The following is a 17834-nucleotide window of genomic DNA, read 5'->3' on the forward strand; positions in this document are numbered from 1 at the left end:
TTCACGTTGTGCAATTGCTTGTAAATGTGAATTAACGTTTACTGATGAACCACTTGAAGCTTCATTTGAGCTTGATGATTGAGTTGAAGCTTTTGTTGTAGCTTCTTGTTTTGGTTGTTGTGTTTGCTCAGTTTGTGGCGCAGCTTGTTGAACTGGTTGTTCAGTTGATGCTTGCTCAGTTTGTTGTGGTTGTTCTACATTAGTAGATTGTTCTGATGAAACGTCATTTGAACTAGAACCTTCACCATAGCTCCAAGACCAAGTTTGACCATTAGATTCAAAATTATAGTTTAAACCATTTTGATTAAAGTTATAGCTATATGAACCTTCATGTACTGGTGAAGCATTTAATTGTTCTGGATTAGATTGTGCTAATTGAGCTAATTGTGCTTTGTCTACACCTTGTTCAGCTGCGTCTGCTGAGTTTCCTGCTGCAAATCCTGTTACACCTAATCCTACTGCTAATGTTGATGCTACTACTGTTTTTTTCATTTTTAAATAAGTCCTCCTACAAGTTAATTTTTATATTTTTAAGAATTTATTTTCGCATGATATTGAAATCCAACTTTTGTAAAAAACAATGTTGTTTCAACCAATTTCCAGTAAATACTATAACATCTATAAAATACTTGTAGGTTACAATGAAATTAAAAAAACCTTATCCGTTTTACATACTAATTACATTAAATTGTATTTTAAAACAAAACGTTTCTTTGAAAAATCCCATTGCAAAAGTCAACAAAGATATTTTTGTATATATACACTCTGTAATATAAATGTAATTAGTGTGACAACTATCTCCAATTAAAAAATATATATTCAATTAATTTTACCTTGTACATTTCAATTTACTTATTATAACGCTCTCTCTAAAATATATTTTGGCACATAAAAACATCACTCAAATAATTATATTTGAGTGATAACATAACTCCCTTTAATTTGATAATGCTATTTTAATATGTGCTAAATGATGTGCTTCATGCCATGCTAACTTAGCAATCTGTTCGGAAACTTGATTCTTACCTTCTCCTTTAAGCGTAAATGTACGTTTCAAATCATCAGTAGTTAAAGTATGACCAACAGCTACAATACGTTCATTGATACCTTCCATTATTCTAAGTGAACATTCCACTGGAAGGTTATTATCTTCCAACTCGACCCATTCATCTTGTATAAAAGGCTCCACCATTGGATTATTATCTGTTAAAGATAGTTTTAACCGTTGATACATATTTATTTGTGAATCAGCAATGTGGTGAACAAGTTGACGTACTGTCCAACTTCCCTCACGATATTGCTTGCTTAATTCTGATTCATTTAAATCATCTACAACTTGTCTTAAACGGTGTACATACCCTTCAATGTCTCCCAGCCATTCTTGAACATCTTCTAATGTCACATTATTAGGTAATTCTAATTCACCAATAGGAAATCTAACATTCATATTTATCACCTTTTTTAATTTTAAATATTTCTATAGCAACATTACTCTTTTTCACCATTAGTATTGCTATTACCTTTTCAACAATATTTAAACTTGATTCTTTATATGGTTATCTTAGTATCAGTTTATTCGAGTGAAATTTTATCTATTTCTATATTAGATATAAAGTATCTATTCATATCCAAAAATATTATTTCAAATTATATGATCAATTCTGCTTTTTCAAACAAGTATGTGCTACAGAAGTAAACTCAATGCATCAAAATTGTAGTTAAAAGGAAATGTTTCGTTGTTAATAAAACCCTATTTATTTACATGCAGAAATTCACAGTATTAGTATGGGGTTGTATCTTAAATAAGAGAGGATGTCTGTCATGACAAATAAATCATTTTTCTTATCAAGTAATAGTGGCAAAGGTATATATCATTATTTTAACAATGAAGCTCAATCATTAAATTATATATACATTTTAAAAGGTGTGCCTGGAAATGGTAAATCTGAAGTATTAAAAAATATTGCAAATTACCTTGAGGGAGAACAAAGACCTATAGAACTCATTTATAGTTCATTTGATTTTAAAACGCTAGATGGACTTATTGTTTTAGATAGAAATATAGGTATTTTTGACGGTAATTATCCTTATCCTATGGAACCAGCGCTGCCTTATATTTCAGGTGAAACCGTAGATTTAGCCACTGCAGTAGACCATTCAAAACTTCAAAACAATTTAAAAGATATCAAAAGTCTGTTTAATGAAAAAGAACAATTATTAGAAAATTATGCTACTCACATTAAAAAATCAAGACAATTACATGACAATGTAGAATTCTATTTCAGTACTTCCATTGATATTGAAAAAGCACAAGCGCTTAACAATCAAATTTTAGAAAATATTTTCGGAAAATCTTATCAAGAGAAAGAAAGTATTGTTAAACACAGATTCTTTGATACCATTACTGAAAATGGTAATTTTGATTTTGTACAAAACCTAACAAGTAATCTAACCAAACGTTTCTTTATTAAAGGCCGCCCAGGTTCAGGTAAATCCACGTTACTTAAACAAATTGTGTCTCAAGCTATTGAAAATGGCTTTGATATCGAGCTATATCATTGTGACTTTGATCCTGATAGTTTAGATATGATTATTATACCCGAATTAAGTGTTGCTGCCTTTGATAGTACAGCACCACATAATTATGACCCTGAACGTTCTGGAGACGAAATCGTAGATACTTACCAATCAATTATAGATAATCAGATAGATGAAAAATACGCAAATGAAATCGCTGAAGGTACTAAGCAATGGCAAGATGCTTGGAAAGAAGCCGCTCATTTTCTAAAAGAAGCTAAAGAAAAGCATAAAGCTATCACTAATCTCTATAAACAAACCATTGACGATGAAGAAATTAAAAATAAAGAAAAACACATTATTGAAAGTTTATAAAAACTTCAACTATTTCTTTGTGCTAAATTTTATATTAATGACAGGCGTAATAAATAATTATATATAAATAAGTACGATGTTATAAATGATAAATTCTAAAGTATAATCACTGATTCTCTATTTTTTATTTCACTTTAATTTTGATAATTAGATATCATTCAAAAATATCATAATAAGCTTAGGATATAAATATAAGGCTAGAACGTTCATGTTCTAGCCTTATATTTATATTAACCATAGATGCCTAAATTAAAAATAACCTTACAATAAAATTTTTAAAACCTTTTAAATTGGCATCACAGTACACTATAAAATAACGTATGATTATTCATTTTCATTATTAAACTTATTTTGGTAATGCTTATTACTTACTGGCCTCTTCGTAATTTTATTAATATAATTATCAATTACTGTACTCAACTTGAAAAATTTTGCTTCTCCTGGTCACTTCCTAACACCAACATCCTATTTTCTAAATAACTTTACTATCTAATCAACATTTGTTAGCCAATCTGAGTTAACTTATTATCCTACAATTACTAGCACCCTACTTTGTCTAATACTTATGTTCGGTCATGCCTTCAACGACGTTTCACGGAAAAAATGAATAAAAACAACCGAACGGTATCATCAATAAATCGCAAACTTTTATGAATTTTTCTCAAATATAATGAAACAACTTAATAATATTTGTATCCTTATTGTGAATACTTTAACAAGGGAGGAAATATTTGTGACTAAAAATGCAGCAATAAAGACAACACCTCGTTTTAAGCCTTTTTGGTTAATAACAAGCATTGTTGTATTAGCAATCGTGATGTTTTTACCAACACCAGAAAACTTACCGTTTATGGCTAAAAGCGCGTTAGCTATATTAATATTCGCAGTTATATTATGGGTAACTGAAGCAGTCGCTTATCCAGTTTCTGCGACTATGATTGTTGCCTTAATAATATTGTTATTTGGTTTCAGCCCTTTACAAAATTTATCTGAATCTTTAGGAAACCCTCAATCAAATGGCGTATTATTAAAAGACGATGCACTTTTTGGAACGGGAAACGCTTTAAAACTGGCCTTTAGTGGGTTTGCAACAAGTGCACTCGCATTAGTTGCAGCAGCATTGTTTTTGGCAACAGCGATGCAGATTACACAACTACATAAACGTCTTGCTCTCATCATTTTGTCTATAGCAGGCAATAAGACAAACCGTATTGTTCTCGGAACGATATTAGTAGCTATATTTTTAGCATTTTTCGTACCTTCCGCTACTGCACGAGCTGGTGCAGTTATTCCGATTTTATTAGGTATGATAGCAGCATTTGGCGTTTCTAAACAAAGTAAACTAGCCGGCCTTTTAGTCATAACTGCTGTACAGGCCGTCTCAATTTGGAATATTGGTATTAAAACAGCAGCAGCACAAAATATCGTTGCTATCAGTTTTATAAACGATCAACTCGGCACTGACATTTCGTGGGGACAATGGTTCTTATATGCAGGGCCATGGTCAATTTTAATGTCTATTGCACTTTATTTTATAATGCTTAAGATTATGCCACCTGAAGAAAAAGAACTCCCTGGGGGTAAAATATTAATTCAGCAACAATTAAAAGAAATGGGACCAATAACAGGAAAAGAATGGCGATTAATCACCATTTCTATTATGTTATTAATATTTTGGTCTACTGAAAAAGTCTTCCACCCTATCGATTCGTCTTCCATTATACTGTTGGCTTTAGCTATTATGTTAACGCCCAAAATAGGCGTTATGACTTGGAAAGAAGCCGAGAGCCGTATACCCTGGGGCACCATCATTGTTTTCGGCGTAGGTATTTCATTAGGTAATGCACTATTAAAAACGACAGCTGCACAATGGCTAAGCGACCAAACTTTTGGCATGATGGGGCTCAATCAATATCCCATCGTGGTTATAATTGCATTAATTGCGCTTTTCAATATTTTAATACATTTAGGTTTCGCTAGCGCGACAAGTTTAGCATCAGCCCTAATTCCAGTTTTCATTTCGCTAACTACTACACTAGATTTAGGAAATCAATCTATTGGTTTTGTACTAATACAACAATTTGTTATTAGTTTTGGATTTTTATTACCTGTAAGCTCACCACAAGCCATGTTAGCGTATGGCACAGAAACTTTTACTGTTAAAGATTTCTTAAAAACCGGCATACCTATAAGCATTATTGGCTATTTACTTATTATTTTACTGAGTGTGACTTATTGGCATTGGCTTGGGTTAATTTAACACACAAATCATATCTTTTTGGTATAAGTTATAAAACGAGCGTTCATTTTGAACGTTCGTTTTATAATTTATAGTTATTTAGTAAACCAACCATCTTTTACATTCAATATATTATTTTAATTTAAAAGCTAACTAACGTATAATTGATAAAATCACAATTTCAAATTAATAATTTTTTTGAGTATTAGCACTTATCACATAAATGCGATGGTAAGTGCTTTTTTTATATCAAACACAGTGATGTACATCAAACATGATGTAAATTGTGTCTAATACATGTACAACTCTTGGACGAGCTGTGCTAAATTAAATGCAACAACAAAGGAGGGATTCAAAATACACGCAGAAAACTTTGATATCGTTACTGAAATGATTAAAAATCCAAAGATTAAAGGCAAAGACTTAGAAACTAAGTTCAACATTTCGCGTAGACAACTTGGTTATCGTATTAAAAAAATAAATGAATGGTTAACTGAACAAGATTGTCCAATCATTGAACGTACAAGTCAGGGTTTCTTTATTGTTGATGATATAATTAAAAATTTTCTTAATGTATCTATTGAATCTGTTCAGCAGGAAAATGAGCAAGTATATACAGCTTACCAACGCGCGCATCTCATTTTACTCATGTTGTTTAAAGAAGATGAAATATTATCGTTAAATCATTTTTCTATCGATTTAAAAGTAAGTAAGAATACCGTTTTAAATGACTTAAAGAAATTAAAGCAATTATTGAAAGCTTATGATGTAAAGCTACAGTACACAAGACAGGAGGGATACTACTTAAATAGTAATGAAATCGAAACTAGAAAGTTATTTATTCGCTTAATAGATAAAGTATTCACATTAAATATTGCTCAAGGAGATATTTTAAAAAGTCTCTCTTTTGATGAAGACAAGTTACAAATCATCGATCGTCAGATTAATAAAATTGAACAATATTTAGAGAATAAATTTATAGATCAGAGCACTGAAACGTTACGTTATAAACTATATTTTATTCTTAGAAGAATTGAATATAACAAAACTATATCGCCCATTTTAATTGGATATGACGATTTATCTGACACTGAGGAATATCAAGCAACCGAAATATTAACAGCTAATTATTCAGATATTCCGCGACAAGAAAAATTATTTATTACATTACAATTATTGTCTACTAGTGTGCATTGGTCAGAATTAAGCGATGCTAAATTTTTACCTGAACTTAAATTAGCGTTAGAAACAATGATGAGTGAATTTGAAAAAATTACATTTATAACATTTGAAAATCGCGAGTCTTTATTAAATCAATTAATGCTTCACATGAAACCTGCATTTTACAGAATTAGATATGGGCTATCTGATGTAGATAGTTTACAGAATACTCTGAAAGAAGACTATAAAGAATTATTTCATTTAGTTAAAATTTCATCAAAACCAATGGAAAAATTCTTTGACCAAGCTTTACCAGATAATGAAATTGCATATCTCACTATGCTAATTGGTGGAACTTTAAGAAGACAAGATGAAGATATTGAGAAAAAGGTGAAAGCTGTTGTGGTTTGCACACAAGGGACATCGATTTCTCAAATGATGTTACAAGAATTACGCAGCGTCTTTCCAGAATTCATTTTTTTAGATGCTTTATCATTAAGAGAATTTAATAACTATGCATTGAATTTTGATTTAGTTTTTTCACCAATGCATGTATTAACTCATAAAAAACTTTACATCACTAAAGCTATTCTCACTGCTCAAGAAAAACAAGACTTGCGACAACTTGTCTTCGGACAATTAAATCATTCATTTGAAACTGATTTACAAGTAGAAAAAATGCTATCTGCTATTCGCGAACATGCCCAAATTCATAATGAAGCAGCATTAATAAATGAAATCAAAAGTCAATTTGAAAGTGTTCACACATATGCATCAATTAAGTCATCATCGATTTCATTAACTCACCACTTCAACTTACAAGATTTATTACCTAAACATCATATCCAATTTGGGAGCAATATTACAGAAGTAAAAGAAGCCATACGTCAGACAGCTCGACCACTTTTCATCCAAAATTATATCAATAACGATTATATTGAGGCGATGGTTGAATCATTCGATGACACATATATGGTTATCAACCAAAATATTGCTATACCTCACGCTGAAAACAACCAAAATGTAAATCGTACTGCGATGAGTATGTTGATATTAGACAAGCCGTTACTATTAAGCAGTGACATAGAAGTGAGTGTTTTTGTAGTAGTAGCTGCAACAGATAAATTCAAACATTTAAGACCTTTATTACAATTACGTGATTTAGCACAAGACCAACATTGTATTAAAAATATCATTCAAACTGATTCAAGAACTTACGTTTTCGAAACGATTCGACAATTTTCAAAAATAGATTAAAGCAAAGGGGTCACGTCTATGGAAGATTTAAAAATTGACGCCTCTAACATCGTTATTGGATTAAACGCTATATCAAGTGAAGACGCTTTAAGTCAATTAGCTGATTTAATGCAAAATAATGGTTATGTTAGGCATTCTTATAAAGAGGCAGTCATTAATAGAGAAAACACATTTGCTACAGGGCTACCTACCGTATATTGTTCTGTAGCCATCCCGCATACCGATATTGAACACGTTTATCAAAAAACTATCGGTGTAGCAGTATTAAAAGAGACTGTGCCCTTTGTCATTATGGGGGAAACAGAAGAAACAACAGATGTTAAATTGATATTTATGCTTGCAATGGATAAGGAGGATACACAGTTATCATTACTTCAAAAGTTAATGCATATTTTTCAAAACGATCAATTACTTAAATCTATTGCAACATCACAAAATAAAACACATATCGCTTCAATTATAGAAAAAGCATTGGTCTAAATCTTTTAAATAATAAAAAAAATAAAAACTAGGAGGATTTTATTATGAAACAAGTATTAGTAGCATGTGGTGCTGGAATTGCAACGTCAACTGTAGTAAATAACGCAATTGAGGAAATGGCTAAAGAACACGATATTAAAGTTGATTTAAAACAAATCAAAATTTCTGAAGTCGGTGCGTATGCTGACACAGCTGATTTATTAGTGACAACAGCAATGACACAAAAAGAATATGACTTCCCTGTTATCAATGCACGTAACTTCTTAACTGGCATTGGTGTTGAAGAGACGAAGAAAGAAATCTTAGGAGTGTTACAAAGTTAAAAAATTAAGTAAATCTCTATCTAAACTTAGAATGTTGGAGTAATTAATTCTCTATTTGTTTATATTTTCGTTACACAAAACTTAATTTACTCCGATATCATTTTAAACTAAAGAGGATGGTGTATGGGATGAGTAGATTTGTAGATTTTATTCAAGCCTTTCTAGATTTGGGAGCAACAGTCATTTTACCGATTGTTATATTCTTGTTGGGATTATTTTTCAGGCAAAAAATCGGTGCTGCATTTAGGTCGGGTTTAACAATTGGTGTAGCATTTGTTGGAATTTTCTTAGTTATAGATTTGCTTGTAGATAATTTAGGCCCAGCTGCCCAAGCTATGGTTAAAAACCTAGGGGTAAGCTTACATGTCATAGATGTAGGATGGCCTGCGACTTCTTCTATAGCATGGGCTTCAAGTATCGCTGCTTTTATTATTCCATTAGGTTTAGTAATTAATATTATTATGTTGCTAACAAAAACAACTAAAACAATGAACGTTGATATATGGAACTTCTGGCACTACACATTTATGGGAGCAATGATTTATGCAATTTCTGGAAGTATTTGGCAGTCATTAGTTGCAGCTACCCTATTCCAAATTGTTTGTCTTAAAGTAGCAGATTGGACTGCACCAATGATGAGTAAATTCTATGACTTACCTGGTGTTTCTATCGCTACAGGCAGTACGATTTCATACGCACCAGGCATATTTTTAGTGCAAGGTATTCAAAAAATACCTGGTTTAAACAAATTAAATGCTGATCCAGATACAATACAGAAACGTTTTGGGGCATTTGGTGAATCTATATTTGTTGGCCTAGTATTGGGACTTATTATAGGAATACTAGCAGGTTATAACACAGGTGATGTTATCAACTTAGGTATGTCTATGGCAGCAGTAATGGTATTAATGCCACGTATGGTCAAAATTCTTATGGAAGGTTTAATGCCAGTATCAGAGTCTGCACGTACTTGGCTAAACAAACGCTTTGGTGATCGTGAAATTTATATTGGTTTAGATGCAGCAGTAGCATTAGGGCACCCAGCAGTAATTGCCACTGCATTAATCCTGGTCCCTATCACTGTAGTTCTTGCTGTCATATTACCTGGAAACAAAGTTTTACCATTTGGTGATCTAGCTACTATACCTTTTATCGTTGCTTTTATTGTTGGAGCGGCGCGAGGAAATATTATTCACTCCGTAATAGTTGGAACAATAATGATTGCGATTTCTTTATACATCGCAACGGATGTAGCACCTATATTTACTAGCATGGCAGACGGTACAAACGTAAAAATGCCATCAGGGTCATCTCAAATCTCAAGTCTTGACCAAGGTGGAAATATACTGAATTATATTATCTTCAAATTCTTCAGTATTTTTAACTAATATATAGGAGTTGACTTGATTATGAAAGCACTTGTTAAGACAAAACCAGGGTTTGGTAATTTAGAAATATTAGAAGCAGAAGTTCCTTATCCTGGCGCCAATGAAATTAAAATAAAAGTTGAATACGCAGGCATTTGCGGTACAGACATTCATACTTATGAAGGACATTACAACGTAAAATTTCCTGTAATCCTTGGCCATGAATTTTCAGGACAAGTTGTTGAAATCGGTAGCAATGTAAATCATTTTAAGATCGGTGACCGCGTCACTTCAGAAACGACGTATTATGTTTGTGGTGAATGTCAATATTGCCAAAACGAAGATTATAATTTGTGTAATTATCGTAAAGGATTAGGGACACAACAAAATGGTGGCTTTACAAAATATTTAATTGCACGTGCAAATAGTGTACATCGCCTTCCTGACAATGTGTCCTATAAATCTGCAGCTATGACAGAACCTTTAGCATGCGCGCATCACGCTGTTTCAAAAGTAAATATTAAAGCTGATGATGTGGTCGTCGTTATGGGGCCTGGCCCAATCGGCTTACTTGTAGCGCAAGTTGTAAAGAGTAAAGGCGCTAATGTAATTATCACAGGCCTAGATCATGATAAAACACGTCTAGATAAAGCCTCTGAATTACAATTGGATCATGTGATAAACGTTCAACAAACAGATTTAAAAGAATATGTAAATAGTATAACAAATGGTTATGGCGCTAATGTTGTACTTGAATGTTCGGGTGCTATTCCTGCTGCAAAACAAGGGTTAGATTTATTACGTAAAAAAGGACAATACGTACAAGTTGGTATTTTTAAATCCTCAGAAATTCCATTTGATTTAGAAAAAATTGTTCAAAAAGAAATTCGTGTTATTGGAAGTAGAAGCCAAAAGCCCGCTGATTGGGAACCTTCATTACAACTATTAAGTACTGGTGATGTAAATGCTGAAGCATTAATTACTAAAGAATTAGACATCACACAGTGGAATGAAGGATATAACCACATCAAAAGTGGAGATGGGATTAAAGTATTATTACGTCCAGTAGAGTAACTCTAACTGACTAAGAAAGGATGATTAACATGATGGAACATATGCTTGATTTTATGCTTGGACCAATGAGAGGGATCACATCATTTTATATGGATCATTTGTTATATTGCAATATCATCGTTATTTTCAGTTATTTTGCTTCTAAATTTTTCAAAAGAAAAAAATCAACTTCATAAAATGATTTAAAATATCTTTTAATAGGGGGGACGCTTTTGAAAGCTCTAAACCTTTATGGAATTGAAGACTTACGCTATGAAGATACACTTATGCCTCAAATCAACGATGTTGATGACGTAATTATTAAAGTAGTCGCCACTGGGGTTTGTGGATCAGATAATTCTCGATATAAAAAGTTAGGTCCATATAAAGAAGGAATGACGTTTGGTCATGAATTTTCTGGTCTAGTTGAAGCAACCGGTTCTAAAGTTAATCACTTACAAATTGGAGATGCTGTCACAGGCTGTCCGGCCATCGTATGCCACCAATGTGCGCAATGTGAAAAAGGTGATTATTCTAGATGTGAACATTTATTTGTTATTGGCTCCTATCAACCTGGTTGTTTTGCAGAATATGTAAAACTGCCGGCTAGTCATGTTTTGAAGCTACCCGCTAACGTTGATTTCGATACTGCTGCAATGGTAGAACCTTCTGCGGTAGTCGCACATGGTTTTTACAGAACTAAAATGAAACCTGGAGCAACGGTAGCTGTCATGGGTTGTGGAAGTATCGGGCTTTTAGCAATACAATGGGCAAAAATATTTGGTGCAGCTAAAATTATAGCTATTGATATCGATTCACATAAATTAGATATTGCACAATCACTTGGTGCAAACTATATCGTTAACTCAAAGCAAGAAAACTTAGACAAAGCAATAAATGACCTTCCTGAAAAAGTGGATGTCGCAGTGGAATCTGCCGGTTCCCCTTTCACTATTGGTCAAGTATTAACATTACCTACTAAAGGTGGAGAAGTTTTATTACTAGGCATCCCTTATTCTGACATAGAAATAGACAGAATACACTTCGAAAAAATACTACGTAATGAGCTAAATGTCATTGGTTCTTGGAATGGTTTGTCAGCTCCGTTTCCTGGTAAAGAATGGCATTCGACGCTACATTATATGTCTACTGGCGATATCATTAGTGAACCCATTATTTCAGATAAGCTGCCTCTTGAAAAAGGCCCAAAGATTTTTGATGCCCTCGTTAACAACAAAAAGCGTTTTGATAAAGTGATATTCCACCCATAAAGTCTATAATTATAAAACAAGAATACTTAAAACGTACTAAGAGTAGCTATGAAGAAAAGAGGCGGAAACATAAACAATGTGTTAACCTTAAACTTCGTGATGACAGTAGATAATCAAATGGAAAATACGCTTATACAAGCATTTCAGCTTTTGTATTCTTTTTTCCTAGCTATTCTTACCAGGAGTAGGCCAATGAACACATTTTATAAAATGTGTTCATTGGCCCGCTTCCTTTTAGTATTATTTTAAAACGCATTCTGATTGAGCCACTGACCGCCATCCATCGTCATACAAGCACCATTAATGTAACTAGCTTCCTCTGATAATAAGAATTTAGCTAATCCTGCAATTTCTTCAGGTTCGCCCATACGACCTAACGGCACGCTATTCAGTGTTTGTTGTCTCGCCTCTTCTGATAAACTTAATTTTCCTGAACCCCCTGTATTATCTATAGGCCCTGGTGCGATAGCATTTACAGCAATACCATATTTAGCTCCCCACTCTACAGCTAGTGTTCTAGTCATAGCTAATACACCTGCTTTAGCACTGGCGGAATGTATAACACCCGGACCAGAACGCCAAGCATAAGTCGCTACCATATTGATAATTCTTCCTTTATGTCCTTGTTCAATCCATTTTTTACCAACAGCTTGCGTACAATACCACGTCCCATTTAAAACAATATCTACAACAGAATTCCAACCATTCGTTGATAAATCTTCTGCAGCACAAATAAAATTTCCTGCTGCATTATTGACCAAACCATCAATTTTGCCATATCGATTAATGGTTTCATCTACGGTATATTGCACACGTTCAATATCACGTACATCCATATCAATACACAAAATTTGTCCTTTTCGTTGTTCAATTTCTTCTTTCGTAGCTTTTAAACGTTCTAACGATCTACCTGTTATAACTACATTAGCATCTTCTTGAGCAAACCGCTTCGCCATTGCTTTCCCCATACCACTACTACCACCTGTAACCATAATCACTTTATCTTTCATATGTAGTCTCCTTTACAAACTGATTTAGTAAGCGCTTACATTTTAATGATAAGTATAACAAAGTTTAGATTTGTTTTCTCGTAAGATGCGTTGCATACTATGATAATAGTACTGACAACAACCAACTACTAACGATTATTATTACATGTTTACCGGCCTGTAAGGATGTATCGCTAAATACTTAATTCATAAGTGATTAAATGAATACTTTCAATATTTTAGATAATGTTTATAAAAACAAACCAAATTGATTTAATTTATCTCCTAACTTTTGTGTATTTATCACAGAACTATTTTTAAATATTTTTAAAATCTTCTCTATCATTATATTTACTACATTTAACAATATATTGAGAACGCGATAATCCTTAAAGGTAAATATATCAAACAAACCAACTCTCACCATCTAATAAATAAGACACGGTCTGTTTATAAAGATTATATAGACCATTTGGCTTAAAATCTTTGCACTCTAACCTTAATTTTTATAGTTATATCTTTTTTAGAATTTAAAAATGAAAGTTAGTAATACTAGCTAATAAAAATGATATCAAGACGTTTTAATATTCAAATCTTTATTTTTCAACTATTGAATTAATAAACGTTTCTTTATCAACGGAACCTCCCTTATCTAATTGTAATGCTAACCTGTTATTTAATATTGATGTGTCTTCGGTTGTTTCCTTTAGTATATTTATTAAATCTAGTGGTTCATTTATATCAAAAAGATTATTTTGCGCAGTTACTAGTTTATTATGTGCAGTCGTTTTATACCCTAAAATTAGTAAATTGTGGTCAAATGCTGCTCTTACAGAATCTAATATCTCGTTGCCTTTATTAATATCTAAATAAACATCGCATTTATGGTACAATTTGATTAAATTATCTTTTTTAGAATTGGGGTACAAAGCAACATTTGAATATTGATTAAACTTCATTAACACTTGAGACATTTCAGTTATAGCAGCAATATGAAAGTCTAAGTGAGTATTCATTTGTACAATTTTTTCCAAATGTGGTATTTGATCAGAATTAGTAAGTATTAAAACTTGGTTAGAATAATGATTCGGTTTTAAAAACTTATATACATATCCAGATTGAGATACTCGATGGCTCAAATTTTCATTAATGGAGTTTACAACCTTCTTATAAACTTCGTTACCTGGAACAATTACGCTATAAGTACTATGCTCTTTCGATAATATATTTTCCATGTGGTGAATCACCTCACTTGTAATTCTTCCTTGCCAAAATAAATAATGGTTATTTTGAATACTTAAATTATTAATAACTGCAGATGATACTGAAAATGAATTGATTAAAAATCTTTCTGATTCTAAACCGGTAACTTTCAAGTAAAAATTTACCAATTGTATTTTTGAATGGAAAAAATATTCTTTTTCTTCCCAATTTAAAACGATATCGTTTGTAACAAAGTACTCAGTCATAAAGTTTTCCTTTTTATAGTTAAAATAACGTTTTAGTATTCTTCTATGCGTCTTGGGGTCTAACAACACTTCTGCATACTTAAACCCGTATTTGTTATAATAATCAATAAACTGCGTATGCCCAAGTTCATTTAACCATTCAACACGCTCAACAACTCTATGTTTATAATTCTTTTTATATATAATCCTCGCTTTTATTTCACCTAAATTTTTGACGGCTGCGTCATTATTGTTTCCATCAATTGACCAAAACCTTGGTGTTGGAACTTGGTTGAAAAACAATGGCTTGATTGGCAAATTTGTATTATTAGAAAAAAATTTATATGGCGTTTCCACATCTTCAGGGAGAAAACCATTATCTTCTATAACAATTGTTTTTCTATGTATATCAGAAAATTTAAAAGAATTATAAAGCACAATTGTTTGTTTGTCGAAAACCTCAAATAAATTAATCATAAAGCACCTCTTCAATCAAGTCATCCCACTTTCCCTTTACAGTTTCTAAAGTAAAATATTCTGCAATTTTATAAGAAGCATCATGGAAAGAACATGTGTCATTTTTAAAAAATTGAATTATTGATTCTGCAAGTTTCTTCACTATTTCAGATTCAGATTCTGCATCAATTTTTATTGGTATTAGATACCCATTTTCATGGTCTTCAATAAAAGTAGGGTTTCCGTAATTCACATTAAAACCAATTAACCCTAGACCTGAACCTACTGCCTCCATCAACGTTAAACCGAATCCTTCACTAGTTGATCCCGATATAAATAACTCGTATTTTTCATATAAATGGTTTAAGTTTACATGGCCATGTAAATTTATATAATTATCAGCATTATTTTCATGAATAAGATTATTGATTCTTTGCTTTTGTGCACCTTCTCCATATATATCAAACGTTATTTCAGGGCTTTGCTTTTTAGCAAGTACAACAGCTTTAACTAACCAATCTACATGCTTTTCGTTTGCTAGTCTGGAAGCTGTAATAATTGAATATGGTTTTCGATAAATAGGTTTATTTAAAGTTTTCAAATTACCTACAGGGACTATATATATTTTCGGTACTATTGTATTATATTTCTCAAATTGGGATTCCAGTAAGCCCTTTTGAATTGCAGTTGCAGTAATAAAAAAATCAATTTCATGGCAATTATTAAATACATATTCATAATGATTATTCCAAAGTATATACTCCTTATTTGTAGCAGATACGTTAAAATGTTCCGCGTGAATAACGACACCTAATTTAGCAGTTTTTTTATTTTGTAATATAGTTTGAGCAATATCTTTTGAACGATCTAATAGGATTATATCATTGGAAGATAACTGAAGCTTTTCCATAAAATATGTGATTAGTTCTAGCTTGGAATAAAGTATTTTATCTTTAAACACAAACATACTATCATTCTCATTAAGATATTCATTATAAGCAACTGACCCATCTTCGTTATAAAATACTCTCATATACAATTTAGCTACATTTTCTTCAGGTGTAAAGTACTCAGAAAAGAGACGTACGTAAGAATAATAATCTTTGCGTAATAATTTTCCTCTTGAAATATAGTCCACTCTATCCACGACATCATTTTCTTCATTCTTCATGTAACAAACTATATAGTTACTATCGTTATTAAAGAAATACTTTTTAACTTTTCCTTCATCTTCTATTCTTGTAACTGCAGAATTAAGTAATTGTATAATGTCATTTAATTTAACACTTGTTGGTGCTATTTTTATATCTGTAAAAAATTGATATAACCATATTACTTCGTCATCATTAAACCCTAAATTTTGGGTTAATGTTTGTATATTTTCATTATTTATGAAATCTAAAAACACGAATTTTATTTTTTCTTCTTTTTCTCTTAAGGCTTGCGCTCTATATAGTTGGGCGTACTCAACACCACTACTTGCCCAACCTATTCCAAAATTTATGTTATATACTGTCACCTATTACACTCCCATAAGTTAAGTTTAAAAGTATGTTTAATTAAACAAATAATTTTGCGATACTAAAAATCATTATCACCAATATAATAAATGTTCCTAAAAATTTAAGTGTTAAGAATTCTTTTTTTACTTTTTTCTCTTCCGCTTTAGCATCATACTGTTTTAATTCTTCTTCAATTTGTTTATTAATTTGCTCTAAGTTTGGTTCGTCTATATTTTTATTCATATATTACACTTCCTATAATTAGTATAGATATTTAATATGACAAAACAAGCCAAGGAGATTCTCCTCAGCTTTATTTTGCATTGATTTTAAAAATTACTATTTGTTGTCAGTTTCTTTTTTACGGCGTCTCATCAGTAATGCTAAACCACTTAACCCAGCCAGAGTTGCTATTAATCCATTATTCTTGGATTCATTACCAGTATTCGGCAACTTATCTTCTTGATCTTTTTTATCTTTATCTAAGTCATTTTCCGAGTTCTTATACAAAGTTGATGCAGGAATAATTTGTGATTGGTTGATTGATTCTTCATTATTCATAAATATTCCATAGTCATTTCTTAATTCTGATGCGCTCAACGATTCACTCTCACTTTGTGACTCAGAAGCGCTCAATGATTCGCTCTCGCTTATTGATTCAGACGTACTCAATGATTCACTCTCACTTAATGACTCGGAATCACTCAATGATTCAGAGGTACTCAACGATTCACTCTCGCTTAATGATTCAGACGCGCTCAACGATTCGCTTTCACTTTGTGACTCAGAGGTGCTTAGTGATTCACTCTCGCTTAATGATTCAGACGCGCTCAATGACTCGCTTTCACTTTGTGACTCAGAGGTGCTCAATGACTCGCTTTCACTTAATGATTCAGAGGCACTCAATGATTCGCTTTCACTTAATGACTCAGAATCACTCAATGATTCAGAGGTACTCAACGATTCACTCTCGCTTAATGATTCAGACGCGCTCAACGATTCGCTTTCACTTTGTGACTCAGAGGTGCTTAGTGATTCACTCTCGCTTAATGATTCAGACGCGCTCAATGACTCGCTTTCACTTTGTGACTCAGAGGTGCTTAGTGATTCACTCTCGCTTAATGATTCAGACGCGCTCAATGACTCGCTTTCACTTTGTGACTCAGAGGCACTCAATGATTCGCTCTCACTTAATGACTCAGAGGCACTCAATGATTCGCTTTCACTTAATGACTCAGAGGTACTCAACGATTCACTCTCGCTTAATGATTCAGAGGCGCTCAACGATTCGCTTTCACTTAATGACTCAGAGGTACTCAATGATTCACTCTCACTTTGTGACTCAGAGGTGCTTAGTGATTCACTCTCGCTTAATGATTCAGACGCGCTCAATGAC

16 protein-coding genes are annotated in these 17834 nt (G+C 32.3%); 9 read left to right on the forward strand and 7 right to left on the reverse strand.

All coding sequences use genetic code 11. From position 1 onward, the window contains the following. Together IEU88_RS13175 and IEU88_RS13180 are read right to left on the reverse strand one after the other, a co-directional pair. Positions 1–492: transglycosylase (locus IEU88_RS13175; protein WP_188350421.1), on the reverse strand; the 492-nt coding region annotated here is incomplete at its 3' end. 445 nt (positions 493–937) lie between these two features. Further along, positions 938–1447 (reverse strand): YfiT family bacillithiol transferase, encoded by a 510-nt coding sequence (locus IEU88_RS13180; RefSeq protein ID WP_096808174.1) that lies wholly within the window; start codon positions 1445–1447, stop codon positions 938–940. Between the two features lie 374 nt (positions 1448–1821). Between IEU88_RS13180 and IEU88_RS13185 the strand changes: the two genes are divergently transcribed. From IEU88_RS13185 to IEU88_RS13220, 9 genes are all read left to right on the forward strand, one after another. Further along, on the forward strand, positions 1822–2892 hold the full coding sequence (locus IEU88_RS13185) for a hypothetical protein (protein WP_096808173.1): 1071 nt from the start codon (positions 1822–1824) through the stop codon (positions 2890–2892). Between the two features lie 733 nt (positions 2893–3625). Continuing rightward, entirely contained in the window at positions 3626–5152 is a 1527-nt protein-coding gene (locus IEU88_RS13190) for an SLC13 family permease (protein WP_229719086.1), read from the forward strand. A 276-nt stretch (positions 5153–5428) separates the two neighbouring features. Further along, positions 5429–7549: a BglG family transcription antiterminator gene (locus IEU88_RS13195; protein WP_103373546.1), complete on the forward strand. Its 2121-nt coding sequence runs from the start codon at positions 5429–5431 to the stop codon at positions 7547–7549. Positions 7550–7567: 18 nt separating this feature from the next. Further along, positions 7568–8029 carry a PTS sugar transporter subunit IIA gene (locus IEU88_RS13200; protein ID WP_103373547.1) on the forward strand — a complete coding sequence of 154 codons (462 nt, stop codon included), beginning with the start codon at positions 7568–7570 and terminating at the stop codon, positions 8027–8029. 44 nt (positions 8030–8073) lie between these two features. Beyond that, complete coding sequence (locus IEU88_RS13205; protein WP_096808169.1) at positions 8074–8352, forward strand: PTS sugar transporter subunit IIB; 279 nt, start codon at positions 8074–8076, stop codon at positions 8350–8352. Between the two features lie 128 nt (positions 8353–8480). Then, the gene (locus IEU88_RS13210; protein WP_103373548.1) at positions 8481–9740 is read left to right on the forward strand and encodes a PTS galactitol transporter subunit IIC; all 1260 of its coding nucleotides are present in this window, start codon (positions 8481–8483) and stop codon (positions 9738–9740) included. 21 nt (positions 9741–9761) lie between these two features. Further along, positions 9762–10793, forward strand: coding sequence for a zinc-binding dehydrogenase (locus IEU88_RS13215; protein WP_096808167.1), 1032 nt, complete (start codon positions 9762–9764; stop codon positions 10791–10793). Positions 10794–10822: 29 nt separating this feature from the next. Then, complete coding sequence (locus IEU88_RS13740; protein WP_096808166.1) at positions 10823–10969, forward strand: hypothetical protein; 147 nt, start codon at positions 10823–10825, stop codon at positions 10967–10969. A gap of 36 nt (positions 10970–11005) precedes the next feature. After that, positions 11006–12043 carry a galactitol-1-phosphate 5-dehydrogenase gene (locus tag IEU88_RS13220; RefSeq protein WP_096808165.1) on the forward strand — a complete coding sequence of 346 codons (1038 nt, stop codon included), beginning with the start codon at positions 11006–11008 and terminating at the stop codon, positions 12041–12043. Between the two features lie 245 nt (positions 12044–12288). Here IEU88_RS13220 and fadH read toward each other — a convergent pair whose 3' ends face one another. The 5 genes from fadH to IEU88_RS13245 all read right to left on the reverse strand — a co-directional run. Beyond that, the gene (gene fadH, locus IEU88_RS13225) at positions 12289–13053 is read right to left on the reverse strand and encodes a 2,4-dienoyl-CoA reductase (protein WP_096808164.1); all 765 of its coding nucleotides are present in this window, start codon (positions 13051–13053) and stop codon (positions 12289–12291) included. A gap of 575 nt (positions 13054–13628) precedes the next feature. Continuing rightward, positions 13629–14957: an accessory Sec system glycosylation chaperone GtfB gene (gtfB, locus tag IEU88_RS13230; protein ID WP_115359550.1), complete on the reverse strand. Its 1329-nt coding sequence runs from the start codon at positions 14955–14957 to the stop codon at positions 13629–13631. After that, positions 14950–16455, reverse strand: coding sequence for an accessory Sec system glycosyltransferase GtfA (gene gtfA / locus IEU88_RS13235; RefSeq protein WP_096808162.1), 1506 nt, complete (start codon positions 16453–16455; stop codon positions 14950–14952). Before gtfA ends, gtfB begins: the two co-directional genes overlap by 8 nt. 40 nt (positions 16456–16495) lie before the next feature. Beyond that, positions 16496–16681: a hypothetical protein gene (locus IEU88_RS13240; protein WP_103373613.1), complete on the reverse strand. Its 186-nt coding sequence runs from the start codon at positions 16679–16681 to the stop codon at positions 16496–16498. 96 nt (positions 16682–16777) lie between these two features. Further along, a partial coding sequence (locus tag IEU88_RS13245; protein WP_188350422.1) for an LPXTG cell wall anchor domain-containing protein occupies positions 16778–17834 on the reverse strand: 1057 nt, incomplete at its 5' end.

Source organism: Staphylococcus nepalensis (assembly GCF_014635045.1).
Lineage (GTDB): Bacteria > Bacillota > Bacilli > Staphylococcales > Staphylococcaceae > Staphylococcus > Staphylococcus nepalensis.